The sequence below is a fragment of the Agaribacterium haliotis genome, from assembly GCF_002312815.1.
In the GTDB taxonomy this organism is placed as follows: domain Bacteria; phylum Pseudomonadota; class Gammaproteobacteria; order Pseudomonadales; family Cellvibrionaceae; genus Agaribacterium; species Agaribacterium haliotis.
This window is the reverse complement of record NZ_NKQJ01000024.1, coordinates 1-12785: the sequence shown is the minus strand read 5'-3', so window position 1 is coordinate 12785 and position 12785 is coordinate 1. Positions and strand designations below refer to the sequence as shown.

11 protein-coding genes are annotated in these 12785 nt (G+C 49.0%); 8 read left to right on the top strand and 3 right to left on the bottom strand.

The window, feature by feature from the left end:
- The 3 genes from CFK45_RS18050 to CFK45_RS18040 all read right to left on the bottom strand — a co-directional run.
- On the bottom strand, positions 1-2893 hold a 2893-nt coding region (locus tag CFK45_RS18050; RefSeq protein ID WP_143247649.1), incomplete at its 3' end, for a two-partner secretion domain-containing protein.
- Positions 2890-4539 carry a ShlB/FhaC/HecB family hemolysin secretion/activation protein gene (locus tag CFK45_RS18045; protein WP_158224761.1) on the bottom strand — a complete coding sequence of 550 codons (1650 nt, stop codon included), beginning with the start codon at positions 4537-4539 and terminating at the stop codon, positions 2890-2892. The genes CFK45_RS18045 and CFK45_RS18050, both read right to left, overlap by 4 nt.
- A gap of 681 nt (positions 4540-5220) precedes the next feature.
- Positions 5221-5685, bottom strand: coding sequence for an FKBP-type peptidyl-prolyl cis-trans isomerase (locus CFK45_RS18040; RefSeq protein WP_096087849.1), 465 nt, complete (start codon positions 5683-5685; stop codon positions 5221-5223).
- A gap of 224 nt (positions 5686-5909) precedes the next feature.
- Between CFK45_RS18040 and ppnP the strand changes: the two genes are divergently transcribed.
- The 8 genes from ppnP to CFK45_RS18000 all read left to right on the top strand — a co-directional run.
- Positions 5910-6191, top strand: coding sequence for a pyrimidine/purine nucleoside phosphorylase (gene ppnP / locus CFK45_RS18035; RefSeq protein WP_096087848.1), 282 nt, complete (start codon positions 5910-5912; stop codon positions 6189-6191).
- A 55-nt stretch (positions 6192-6246) separates the two neighbouring features.
- The gene (locus tag CFK45_RS18030) at positions 6247-6459 is read left to right on the top strand and encodes a SlyX family protein (protein ID WP_096087847.1); all 213 of its coding nucleotides are present in this window, start codon (positions 6247-6249) and stop codon (positions 6457-6459) included.
- A 206-nt stretch (positions 6460-6665) separates the two neighbouring features.
- On the top strand, positions 6666-8231 hold the full coding sequence (locus CFK45_RS18025) for a SulP family inorganic anion transporter (protein ID WP_096087846.1): 1566 nt from the start codon (positions 6666-6668) through the stop codon (positions 8229-8231).
- A gap of 154 nt (positions 8232-8385) precedes the next feature.
- Entirely contained in the window at positions 8386-9483 is a 1098-nt protein-coding gene (locus CFK45_RS18020) for a PAAR-like domain-containing protein (protein ID WP_096087845.1), read from the top strand.
- A gap of 1 nt (position 9484) precedes the next feature.
- Positions 9485-10072, top strand: a complete 588-nt coding sequence (locus CFK45_RS18015; RefSeq protein WP_096087844.1) for an imm11 family protein — start codon at positions 9485-9487, stop codon at positions 10070-10072.
- A 131-nt stretch (positions 10073-10203) separates the two neighbouring features.
- Positions 10204-10788 carry an imm11 family protein gene (locus CFK45_RS18010; protein WP_096087843.1) on the top strand — a complete coding sequence of 195 codons (585 nt, stop codon included), beginning with the start codon at positions 10204-10206 and terminating at the stop codon, positions 10786-10788.
- A gap of 8 nt (positions 10789-10796) precedes the next feature.
- On the top strand, positions 10797-11396 hold the full coding sequence (locus CFK45_RS18005; RefSeq protein ID WP_096087842.1) for an imm11 family protein: 600 nt from the start codon (positions 10797-10799) through the stop codon (positions 11394-11396).
- Positions 11397-12502: 1106 nt separating this feature from the next.
- Positions 12503-12785 (top strand): hypothetical protein (locus tag CFK45_RS18000; protein WP_143247648.1); only part of this gene is annotated, 283 nt, incomplete at its 3' end.

The following is a 12785-nucleotide window of genomic DNA, read 5'->3' as shown; positions in this document are numbered from 1 at the left end:
TTGGCACCGGCGTCGGCGATGGACTTGGCACCGGCGTCGGCGATGGACTTGGCACCGGCGTCGGCGATGGACTTGGCGTCGGGGTCGGCGATGGACTTGGCGTCGGGGTCGGCGATGGGCTTGGCGTCGGGGTCGGCGATGGGCTTGGCGTCGGCACCACAATATAAGGCAGGGCCTGTTTTAAGGTTACACTGCGAGCACTTTCTGCCGAATGTTGCGCCCGGCTTGCACTATCGTTAACAACCGTGCCGCCTGTTGCCCCCGGGGCAGAGTTATAGGCACTTATTTGCGTTAAGTCACCGGCCTGAATTTCCCCATTACTAATAATTTCGATATCGCCGCCACGAGCGTGAATAAAGCTCGAATGCGTGTCATTGCCGATAATAATATCGCTTTGATCACTGCTGCCATCGCTGTGGCGAATACTCAGCGCAAGCTGGCTATCAGCTGCAGCTCCGATACCGCCACCTGCGCCCTGATCAACACCATCGCTAAATATCAGCAGCTCACCATCCGGGTTCGAAAGCTCAATATCGCCTTCATTGACAACAATATCAATAAGCGCTTCACGCACACCGTCGGCTTGAGCATCGCGAACAACAATATCGTTGACAACATCGAGCGAGCCATCCACCTGCAACTCAAAATTTCCCTGGGCAATATCAATCGCGCGGTCTTGAGTTAGTTTATCTTGCAGCGTAAGCGCTGAACGATTATTAATACTGGCGCTGGCTTCACCCCCGAGCTTTAATTGCAAGCTGTCGAAGTCGCTGTCGATAAGCAGGTCGCCATCCGGGTTAAAAAGCTCGATATTGGCGTGGCGAGCCGCCAGCTGCAAACTACCGCCGTCACCATCGGCAAGGCGGCCCATTTCTATGGTTAAATCGCCCGCCGCCGAAAGTGAGCTCGGCAATACTGTCCGGCCGGTACCAATAAGTGAGAAATTATTCACCGAACTAATATTCGGCAGCTGCAAATCCCCCGCCGGCATCAGGCGCAAATCCCCGCCGCCAAGCTCAAGCGTGTCAAAGCGGAAAGAATCTGCCCCAGTTGCAATACTGAGCGCAGTATTCGAGCCGTGAACAAATTGCGCCGAGGTAAACTTGCTACTTAAATTAAGCGAAACATCTTGAGTTGGGCTGTGAACCCGATATTGAATCCAGGCGTTGTCCAGTGACGACTGAATTAAAACCGTATCACCTGTGGGGCTGTAAAAAGACGCCGACTGAATCAACAGCTGGCCAACATTCATTAACGCAGCGCCAGGAATAATGACATTGCGATTGGCAATCAACGCCAGTGTCGACGCACCGACATTAATTGTTGAACGCTCGTGCAAACGAATGTCTCGCCCAGCGTTTAAATTAATGCTGCCGCCCATTTCCAGTGTCGACGGGTCTGAATCCACCAGCGCGCCGTTTTCACTAAAATTTAAATCGCGTGTTGCACTTAAAGTCAGCGCATTGTTACCGCTGCCATTGAGGTCTATCGCGGCATCGACAGTAATATCGCCGTTGCCTGCAAAGCCTGAATTAGTGTCGATGCGTACATCACTGGTACGCAAATTATTTTCAATCGTCTGAACGTTAATAACTGACACATCACCGCTCGGGCGCCAGTTAAAATTTGTACCCTCAAAGTTGCCGCCACTGCTCGGCTCATCGCTGATCACGATGTCGGTTGGGTCAATTAAATACGAACCCGTCTTACCACTGCTATTCATTGCCCGTGTATCAACTTGGCCCAGCGCATCGACATAAGACTTGCCGGAAAACTCAACCTCACCGCCATCGCCAGAGTCCGACCCCCCGCGCGCCGAGATTGTCGCTTTTTCGGCAAAAGCGGCATTAACTTCAGAGACAAACAAAGCCGAGCCGCCGTGCCCGTCGCCGGTGGCGCTGACATCAACCTCGGCGCCAGCACTTAAAAGCAATAGCTCCTCGGTATTTACCAAAATAGAACCGCCGTCGCCGCTGCCAACAGCGCGAGCATGCATCGCCCCGGAGCTGACAAAACGCTGAGCATCAATATCGACGCTGCCCGCAGCATGGCCCTGGGCACTGGCATCACTCGCCAGGGTGCCCGAATTTAATACATCACCGCCAACCAGGCGCAGCGAACCGCCAACCATGGCGATACCCTCGGCCTCAATAGCGCCACTGTTATTGATGACTGAACGCTGCACATTGCTCGCCGTTTTTGCATCCAGCACAATATGCTGGGCATTGATAGTGCCGCTGTTTTCAATACTAACTGGCAAACGAGAAACATCGCTTTCAACACCAGTCAGCGCACCGCCAAAATGAACAATGGCTTTATCCGTTGCTATAAACTCAACCGTGTCGCCGGCGCTTATCTGGCCGTGATTAGATAAATTCGGCGAAATAAACGCAACCCGACTATCAGCTGAAATCGTCGCAAAGTTTTCAATCGCCGCTGCATCTGCGCTGCCCGCCTGCCCTAAATGCACAGCATCACTGCTTAGTTTTTCAAGCGGCAAGGTCGACACCGCCAAAGCACCAACATCGACATGGGCACCGGGTGAAAAAATAACCCCATTGGGGTTAATTAAAAACACCTGGCCGTTGGCTTTTAAACTGCCCAATATCTCACTTGGGTTTGCCCCGGTTACACGATTGACGGCAACCGATGAGCTAGAAGGCTGGACAAACTGAACTTGCTCATTCGCACCAATGCTAAAATCTCGATAGTCAATCAGCACCGCCTGACTTTGCTGCTCGACAGTAAAGTTTCCGCCATTTTCACTAAACGTCGCCTGCCCCTCAACAACACGGGGGTTTTCGGGTTTGGCCTCGACCAGGCTGGCATAGGCAATACACAAAGCGAGTGCTTTGGCTTTAAAAACAAGAGCAGGTTGTTTTAGCTTAGTCACGGCCAGCGATACTCCACAGCACTAAGAAAGGTCATGTTTTCTACTTCCCGACCGGAATCAATGGAAGCACTCAGGGTCTGACTCAGTTCAACTTTCCAACTGAAATTCTTGCGTATTTTTTTAATGGCACCGACACCCAGGCCCCAAAACGTTGCCGAATCAAATACACTGCCATCTTCATTTAACTGATCACCGAAACTAAAATCGCTGTATAGATACGGGCTGAGTTCGGAGAAAAGTTCAGCTCTTGATTCAAGCAGCGCAGGCAGGTGCCATTCAACACTCAACACCATGCCCCGGTCGGCGGAAAAAGAGCCCGGTTTTACCGAGCGCACGGCGTAGGCGCCACCAAGCGCAATTTGATCAAAAGAGCTCGAGCCATTTGGCGCAAATTGCGCGCGCACAGAAGCGTTAATACGCGAGCCCCACTGTGAAAGCTTGCCGCGCGCCGGCGTGTACGAACTAAAATAACTCGCGCGAATAAGTTGATACGCCGCATCGACCGTATCGCCATCAACATTGTTCGGCTTGTTTGTATCGGTCTTAGAGTAATTGCCGTAAACAAATGCCAGGTTGGTATAGTGGTAATAACTGGTGCTTAAACGGTGGCGCCACTTCCAGTCGGCAACAAAACTCGAGGTTGCCTCATCGGGCTCAACGGCATTTTTAGCAGCGGGATCGTCAAAGCGGCTATCAAAGTCTGTTGCTTTTTTTTCGTAGCGCAACACAAAACGTTTGTCGCCGCGCAGGCTGCGACCATAACTGTGTTCGTAATCAAGGTGCATCACCAGGGCATCGCCGCTTAATTCAAGCTCGGAAAAATCCTGGCCAACCGAAAAAATATTGTTGCTCAAATTAAAACCCAGGCGATTATCAAGGCCATTAATTGGCAAGCTGTAATTAAGGTAACCGAAGGTTGTTGTATCACCGGAATTCGGCGCCGCCATCATGCCAACGGCCAAACGATCAAAACGCTTTAGCGGGCTTAGCAGCTGAGACTGCAATTGCAAACGGTAGGCACCGGTTTCGGCCGAACCATAGTTATCAGCGGTAACCGCCAGCGAGGCGCGACTGACCTCTTCAATATTGACATGCAAATTTACCGTGCCAGGCTTTTTACCCTGGCGATAATAGGCATAAGCACGAATTTCTTCGTGCGAGCTTATGCGCAAAATAACTTCGTCAATATCGGGCTGATAAACAGGTTGCTCAACTAACCCGGCAAACTGGGCAACAAATAGCTGATCATCGATGCGCGAGTGGTTTTCAATATGGACTTCGCCGAGCGATACCGAGCGAATCGATACATTGACGATGCCATCGCCAATGTCCTGCTCGGGGAAATACGCGTAGTGAAAGGCGTAGCCGCGATCTTGCATATAGTTTGTGACATTTTCAGAGAAGCGTTTAAGGTCGGAAAAACGAACTTTGTTGCCCAGCTTAAAACGCTCACTGCGCACCACTTTATTGAGCTCTTTGTGATCGAGGTGCTCACCGATCGATTCAAAACTCGTACTTAGGGTAATCCCCGTCAACCTAAAGCTTTGCGAAGTACTGGTATTGGCAAAGGCAAGCCCGGCCCCGATCAATATCAGGCCCCCAAGTACAGCCCTAAGCAGCCACTTAAAAGCGCAAATTACACGCACGCCCAGCCTCTCAAACACACGGTCGCAACGGATCCCCCAGGCCCTTTGAGGCACAGGTGAAAATCTGAATTAAAGAAGTCGCTACTAAGCTAGGTCCGCAGCTTTTACTGGCAGCATGAGAACAGCAGTTTCGGGCCCCCCCTTTGCTTTGCGCGCGACCCCGCCATCGAATGGCACGAAGGAAAACAACTGTTCGAATTGATAGCGTTGATTATACATACACCAGTGACGCAAAAACCAACGCATTCATTAAACTTTTTTTACAAAAAGCCAAATTAAGAACAAGAAAAGAACAATCAGAGCACAAAACAAACAGCAAATACGAAAAGAGTTCTAAGAAAAGACAAACGGTATAAGAAGAAGAATGTAGCCAAAGGCAAAAACAAACCAGACTTAGGTCTGAACACTAAGCCTTTGGCTAGAAAAATTCACAACAAAAATGTCAGATATTTGTTCATGTGTGAATTAAGTATCACAGTATAAATGACAGGCCGGTTCAACAAACAGTCTGATTTGTGACGCGGTGACATAAAATGCGCCAAGCAAAAGGCGCAGCAAAGTGTGTTCGCAAACCCTGTAGCTGAGATCCGTTCTAAGGCCGGCCTCAAGTTGTCGGGACGGCTTACTACTCACAAGCGCCACAGCCCCCGCCAATAGTAAGCGCTAAATTAGGCTAAGGCCTTAATGCACGTGACCGTGGGCGATTTCACTCTCGCTGGCCTCGCGCACCTCTTCAATAGACACAGAGAAATACAAGGTCTTACCGGCCAGCAGGTGATTGCCATCGACCGTAATGCCGTCGTCTTCAACCTTGGTCACTTCAACAAAATGTACAGCGCCGTTTTCGGCTGGGGCCTGAAAGCTCATGCCCACTTCAATGTCATCAATGCCGCCAAACATCTCTCGCGGCAGCTTCTGAACCAGTGCTTCGTCGTAAGCGCCATAACCCTCGTCGGGCTCAACCACAACATCTTTTTTATCGCCGGCCTCGAGGCCATATAGTGCATTTTCAAGCCCGGGAACAATATTGTTTGCACCGGCAAGAAAACGCAGAGGCTCTTGCCCTTCTGAACTGTCAACAAGCTCACCGCGCTCATCTTTTAAGCTGTAATGCATGCTGACAACGGAATTCTGTTCAATTTTCATTTATTGGCCTTTGCTGGCACCACGTGCCGTTAAGAGGAAGTAAGAAGTAACAATAAGAGCGAAGCACTGCTTGGCACCGCAGCTTAAAGCCGGCCAGTCTAAGCGCTGGGCTATGCATTGTTCAATGCTCCAGCCGTAAGCGGCGCTATGTTCTGGGCAGCGCTTGCGACGTGTTATACTCCGCGCCCTTTGATTTTGTCCTTAGTTAATTGAGAGCCTGCCCCATGCTAAAATCCAACGAGTATTTCGATGGCAAAGTAAAATCTATTGCCTTTCAAGGTGAAACTTTGCCTTCAACCGTCGGTGTAATGGACATTGGCGACTACGAATTCGGCACCAGCCAAAACGAAGTAATGACCGTTGTTGCCGGCGCCCTGACGGTAAAATTGCCCGGCACTGACAGCTGGCAAACTTTTGCAGCTGGCGAGAGCTTTCAAGTCGCCGCCAACGAAAAATTCCAATTAAAAGTAAAACAGCAGACAGCCTACCTTTGCACCTACGAATAAGTGCAAGCCTGTTTTTGCACAACCTGCAGCCCTAACCCCCAGAGGCCCAACGCCAATGAGCGATCTCAGTGAACAAGTTGCCGAGCTGCAAAGCCGCCTGGCCCACCAGGAAGACTGGCTGCAAGCCTTAAATAAGCGCCTGGTTGAGCAAGACAACGAGATTGCTCGTTTGCAATTGCAGGTGCAGCACCTGCACAAGCAACTTAAAGACAGTCAGCAAGGCGCTTTGGCTGATGCTGGCGCCAATGAGCGCCCACCGCACTACTAACAAGCTCGCTCAATCGCTGGGCTGCCCTTCACTCGTCACAGAGCTGGGCTAGACTGCCTACTTAAGCTGCCTACTTAAGCTGCCTACAAACTGTACTGAAACTATACCGAAAGCCGCGCATTTGCTACCATGCGCGCCCCTCGGTTAGGGCCTTGCCTCAGGCGTTTCCGCCACGGCCTTCCACCCTCTAACATCGTGAATAAAGCATGTTTAATCTAATTTATAAAACACCGTCGAATATTAAAAACGACGTGCTCTCCGGCACCACCGTTGCACTTGCACTGGTGCCCGAAGCGGTGGCCTTTGCCTTTGTTGCCGGCCTCGAACCCATGGTTGGCCTCTACGCGGCCTTTATGATGGGCCTGATTACCTCGATTGTCGGCGGCCGCCCCGGCATGATTTCCGGGGCCACCGGTGCCACCGCTGTGGTTATGGTGTCCTTGGTTGCAGCCCACGGTGTACAGTACCTGTTTGCCGCAGTAATACTCGCCGGCCTCTTGCAAATCGTCGCCGGCATATTAAGGCTCGGCAAATACATTCGCATGGTGCCGCACCCGGTCATGCTCGGTTTTGTCAACGGCCTGGCAATCGTGATTTTCCTCGCCCAGATGGGGCAGTTTCTTGTTAAAAACGATGTCGGTGAACACGTGTGGATGCAGGGCGAGCTGCTTTACACCATGGGTATTTTAATCGCCGTTACCATGCTGATTATTCACTTCCTGCCAAAGTTAACCACGGCGGTGCCATCTTCGCTGGTGGCCATTGTTGGCGTCAGCCTGGCTGTGCCGCTACTCGGCCTGGAAGCGCGCACCGTTATTGATTTTGTAAAAGACATGCTGCCGGCAGAGCAAGCGGCAACGGCCACCTTAAAAGGCGAACTGCCAAGCTTCGCCATTCCAAGCATCCCGTTTACGCTTGAAACACTTAAAATCATCCTGCCAACGGCAGTGATTATTGCCGCGGTTGGCTTGATCGAAAGCCTGCTGACCCTGACCCTGATCGACGAAATCACCGGCACCCGCGGCCGCGGTAACCGCGAGTGCATAGGCCAGGGTGTTGCCAACACCACCAACGGCTTTTTTGGCGGCATGGGTGGCTGTGCGATGATAGGCCAGAGCATGATCAACATTAACAGCGGCGGCCGCGGGCGCTTAAGTGGCATCACCGCTGCGCTGGTACTGCTCGGCTTTATTCTCTTTGGCGCCTCGCTGATTGAAAAGATCCCGCTCGCAGCGCTTGTCGGTGTGATGTTTATGGTGGTGCTCGGCACCTTTGAATGGTCGAGCCTGCGTATTATTCGCAAAATCCCCGCCAGCGACGCTTTTATTCTTATTCTGGTTTCGGCCATTACCGTTGTTGCCGACCTCGCCATTGCCGTGATTATCGGCGTAATCGTCTCGGCCCTGGTCTTTGCCTGGAAACACGCCCAGCACATCGCCGCCGATATCAGCACCGACGACAAAGGCAGTAAAATTTACGCCATTCGCGGCCCGCTGTTTTTTGGCTCAGTCGCCAACTTTAAAGAACTGTTTACACCCGAAGACGACCCGGGCGATGTGATTTTGGAATTCCAGCGCTCTCGCGTTAGCGATCACAGCGGCATCGAAGCCCTGGACGGCCTCGCCGAACGCTACCGCGCACTCGGCAAGACCCTGCACATCCGCCACTTAAGCCCGGAGTGTGTCGAGCTGCTCGACAAAGCCAAGGATCTGTGCGAAGTCAATCGCCTCGAAGACCCGAACTACCACGTCGCCTCGGACAAACTGGCCTAAGCCGGAAATACCACCCAAGACTGTAGACAGGGCGCCAAAGGCGCCCTTTTTTGTGCTCTGGCGCAAGCGCAGAGGCTGGGCTGGGGCCTTAGAATTTGCTATCGTGCGCCATTCGTAGCAGTGCACAAACTTCGAGCAGCGAAAGGACTCACCTATGGCGAACAAAGTCGGCGCAAACGGGCAAAGCATCGTCACCAAAAAAAGTAAGGGCACGGTAATGTGTGGCCCCGACGTATGTAAAACCCAGGTCGGCAACGCCGTGGTGCCTATCCCCTACCCCAATATTGCGCAAAGCTCCGACCTCGACAAAGGCACAAAATCCGTCAAAGTCGGCGGCGCCCCGGCCTGCCTGTCTTCATCTAATTTCAAAAAATCCACCGGCGACCAACCCGGCAAACTAGGCGGCATAATCTCCGGCCAAAGCAAAGCCATGGCCGAGCCAATTATGTACTCGTTTAACGTCAAAATGGACGGCAAAAACGTAGTGCGCAATATGGATTTGTTTGTATCGAATAGCAAAAACACACCGCCGGGGCCGGTGATGCAGGCGCCGAGCCCGCCAGTGATACTGATGGACCTTGAGAGCACGGCCGAGGGCACTAAGTGTGAATACTGCGGGGAAGAAAGCCATGCCTTCGCGGAATCCTTCGGCAATTCGGTTGGCTCAGGCCCTAAACTTCGCAAAAATATTATCAAGAAGATTTCGGACCACCCCTGGTACAGCGGACCGCGTTCACTGCAAGCTCACCATCTTATCTGCTCTGAGGCGATGTCTGATGACGACTGGCCAAGCATTGCCTCGCGTTTTGGTTACGATATTAATCACAAAAACAATGGCGTTATGCTGCCAAACTCAATGGCTCTTGCCTGTCAGCTTCATGCACCTCTTCATAGAGGGAATCACGACAAAGGTAAAGCGTCAGGCCTCTCCTATCCCGATAAGATTAAAAAGGACATTGATGAGTTTATGAAAAAAGCTCGCAAGGGAGACTTCTGTAGCAATAGCCAAGGAATTGTTGATGAGCTAGATGCATATTCAGAACAGGTTGTAGGTAAAATTGACAAATTTAGATGGACAATTACCGGCGACGGTAAAGACTACAAAGACAACGGTAACGGCTGCTCTGGAGTAACCAGTCTAACGAATAAACCGTCAAATAAATGTCCTGATGACAGAAAGCACAACCTCAAGCATGCAAAAACCAAGAAAATTATTGGTAAAAAAAGCAAGAGCTTAAGTATCGGAAGCTAAAATGAATAACGAACAGTATTACGTAATAGAACGTGAGAATAATGACAATTACCCGCTATTCTCATGGGCACAAAAAAGAGGGGCGTACGAACTTGGTAAAGAGGTAACGCCTATAATCCCTATTCAACTTAAGCTAGGCGAGCCCATTCCTGACGACCTCAGCTGGGCAGACTGGCATAGCGCGCCCTCGCCGGTTATATCTCAGAAGTTAGCCGCTGTTTTAGAGCCTTTAAATATTTACGGCATTCAGCTTGTTCCCGCTACAGTTAGCGACCCAAGAAACCCAGATGCAGAAGTTAAAGACTACATTTTTCTACACGTTTGGAACGAACTAGCCTGCCTGGACAAAGATCAATCTGATATGACTTTATCCAAAACAGGTCATATCTTTGAATTTGAAAAACTAGTGTTAGCTGAAGATAAGCTCGAGGACATTGCGCTTGAAAAGAGACTGATGTTCTATCTCGCCGAAAAGACATCAGTACTCTTGGTACATCAATCCGTTAAAGAAGCTGTGGAAAGCATTAGTCCCACAGGGCTTAGCTTCTATTCTCTGGAAGAGTGGTACAGCGATATTGTATTTGACTAAGGTGTAATGACTGAGCAACCCCACTTAGCAGACAAGTCTTATCACAGAGCGACTTTAACCGGCAACGAGACTAAAACCTTCAATCTTGTATTTCACGCAGCTAAAGAACCAAAGCTTTATAAGCCAAAAAAATGATGAATGGCCTTTATTACGTTATTGAGCGAGAAAACAATGATAACCACTCAGTATTTGAATGGGATCAAGCTTCAGGGAAATATGGATTGGGTGCAGCTGTAAACGATCCAACTCAACTAAAACTCAAGCTTGGTACCCCCATTCCAAGCTCTCCGGAATGGGTAGATTTTCACGAACTCCCGGAGCCAGTTTTGTCAACGCGCTTGGGTGAGCTGCTCTTAGCAATGGAGATATATGGAATCGAGCTAGTTCCTGCAATAGTTCGCGACCCCAGAGAAAAGCTTGAGAGCAAAAACTACGTATATATGCATGTCTGGAATCAGATCGGCTGCGTAAATGAACAGGAGTCTGAGCTTAATCGCTATAAAAACGGAAAAATCTTTGAGTTTGAAAAGCTCATTCTCAATGAAGAAACCCTTGCCGAAGTCGACGAAAACAAGAGGCTTATTTTTACCCTAAAAGAGCAAAGCTCTGTCATCCTCATTCACCAGCTAATTAAAAATAAAATAGAAGAGCTGGGCACCACTGGAATACGCTTCTATCCTGTAAACGAATGGTATAGCGATATTGCTTTCGACTGAGATTTAACATGCCACAAGAACAATATTACGTAGTTGAAAGAGAAAACGACAATATTCAGGCCTTATTTTCTTGGGATCAAAGCAGCGGTCACCTAGGCCTCGGACAAGCGGTAGACGCAGAAGAGCCTCTGAAGTTTCGTGTCGGAGAGCCCCTCCCCAACAACATCAACTGGATGGATTTTCACACCTGCCCCGACCCAGTTATCTCACCGTCTCTAGCGGCCACACTGCAACAGAGTCCACTTCATGGCAGCCAGTTTTTCAAAGCCAAAGTGCACCACCCAGAACAAGCAGACATGGAAGCAAAGGACTACGTTTTCTGGCATATTTGGCTTGAGCTTCCGTGTCTGGACAAAGAAAACTCAGAATTAGACCTACTAGACGATGACGAACCTGACGGTGATATTTTTGGCATAGACAGCCTAGCTCTAAACGAAGAACTACTAAACGATATTGAAGAAGAACAGCGCTTGGTCTTCCGGCTAAAAGAACACAGCCCGGTTATTTTGATTCATGAAAAGATCAAACAAAAAATAGAAAAAAGCAATGCTCGCGGTTTACGCTTTTTCCCAGTTTCTGACTGGAATAGCGATCTTTGTTTTGATTAAGAGAACGGGGAAGCCCCTCAATGTCTCATAAAATAATGTATCTATCCCCATCACTTAAACGCCAATCGCCAACTCCGCTAATAAAATAGTAACACGTTCTTTAGCGACAGCGACATGCCCCACCTCCGTTGAATAACTGCCTTGAGTTAGCGCAGTTCAATAATCAGAATACTTATAATTTACGTTTCTCATGTGTTGAGAAGCTCTAGAGGAACAAGGTTGGCGGCTATGGAGGATCGTATAATTCTGGCCCACCGATCTTTGATCTTAGAGTAGTTAGCAGCCAACTCCTCTGCCAATTCTCTATTTCCACATATAAAGAGGCTTGGCTTTTCTACAGATGCTCGAACTTTAGTAATTGCTATAATGAATCACATACTTCCCCCAACTTAACCACAACAATAATTGTTGATGTAACTTCGGGTGTGAGTTCAACACACCGCTTAACTACGCAAATGTTCAAAATGAAAATATATTATGCATACTTTGGTGCTTCGAAATTTTCAATATTTTTCTAATACTTTAAAGATACTAATTCAGACGAATTAAAATAAATAGTCGTGAGTAGCGGACAGTATTATTTCATCATGCTTCCTGTTGTCATCATTGTTAGACCGTTCACTTTTAACTCTCTACGCATACATAGAATCATATCTCTGGCAATTGATCAGTCTACACGAAGAGCCCCTTTGGGTTAGCATTGGCGATGGTTAGGCCAACGTCGGAAAGGGTAAGGATGACGGGGCTATCGGTTAAACCCAGTCGACTACTGGAGCTATTTCTTCGCTGGTCTTTGACTTCCTATTGCTCCATGCATTTTATTTAATTTAGAGTGCAGCTTAACCCTCCAATCCCCATGATTCCTTTAAACCTATTACACGTAATGAGTCAGTGGAGTTTCAGGTAATTTTCAGTTGTGGTCTGGTTTTTGGAAGGGTAGTTTTCGAAGCAAATAATTTTGCGCTTATGTTGTATTTAGCGACAAAATGTGCAGGCTAGGTTGATCAAAGTTTGGCAGTCCGTCAAAATCTTGGTGATGACGCTGTTCAAGGTAGGTTTATGGGCGAAATCAAATCAATGACACATGGAATGTTTGGAGATTATATATGCCTCACAATATGATTAATCAAGATGAACCAATCGCTGTTCAGAAACAAAAGATAAAAGACCAAATGGCTGGCATTGTATTGAAGTGCTGGCAAGATCCAAAGTTTAAGGAAGAGCTAATCACCAACCCGAAGAAGGTACTGGAAAGTGAGGGTATCACCGTCAACCCTGACATTGATTATGCTTTTGTTGCCGACGAACGACCAAAAATGTTTTATATCACTGATAACGACAATGTTCTGGATAGCCCGTCCCGTCGTTCCTTCTTTAAATCCGCCGGTG

What these genes read in the sequence shown, in the direction of transcription:
- CFK45_RS18040 (WP_096087849.1), bottom strand. Translation starts at nt 5,685, where the DNA reads ATGAAAATTGAACAGAATTCCGTTGTCAGCATGCATTACAGCTTAAAA.
- ppnP (WP_096087848.1), top strand. Translation starts at nt 5,910, where the DNA reads ATGCTAAAATCCAACGAGTATTTCGATGGCAAAGTAAAATCTATTGCC.
- CFK45_RS18030 (WP_096087847.1), top strand. Translation starts at nt 6,247, where the DNA reads ATGAGCGATCTCAGTGAACAAGTTGCCGAGCTGCAAAGCCGCCTGGCC.
- CFK45_RS18025 (WP_096087846.1), top strand. Translation starts at nt 6,666, where the DNA reads ATGTTTAATCTAATTTATAAAACACCGTCGAATATTAAAAACGACGTG.
- CFK45_RS18020 (WP_096087845.1), top strand. Translation starts at nt 8,386, where the DNA reads ATGGCGAACAAAGTCGGCGCAAACGGGCAAAGCATCGTCACCAAAAAA.
- CFK45_RS18015 (WP_096087844.1), top strand. Translation starts at nt 9,485, where the DNA reads ATGAATAACGAACAGTATTACGTAATAGAACGTGAGAATAATGACAAT.
- CFK45_RS18010 (WP_096087843.1), top strand. Translation starts at nt 10,204, where the DNA reads ATGATGAATGGCCTTTATTACGTTATTGAGCGAGAAAACAATGATAAC.
- CFK45_RS18005 (WP_096087842.1), top strand. Translation starts at nt 10,797, where the DNA reads ATGCCACAAGAACAATATTACGTAGTTGAAAGAGAAAACGACAATATT.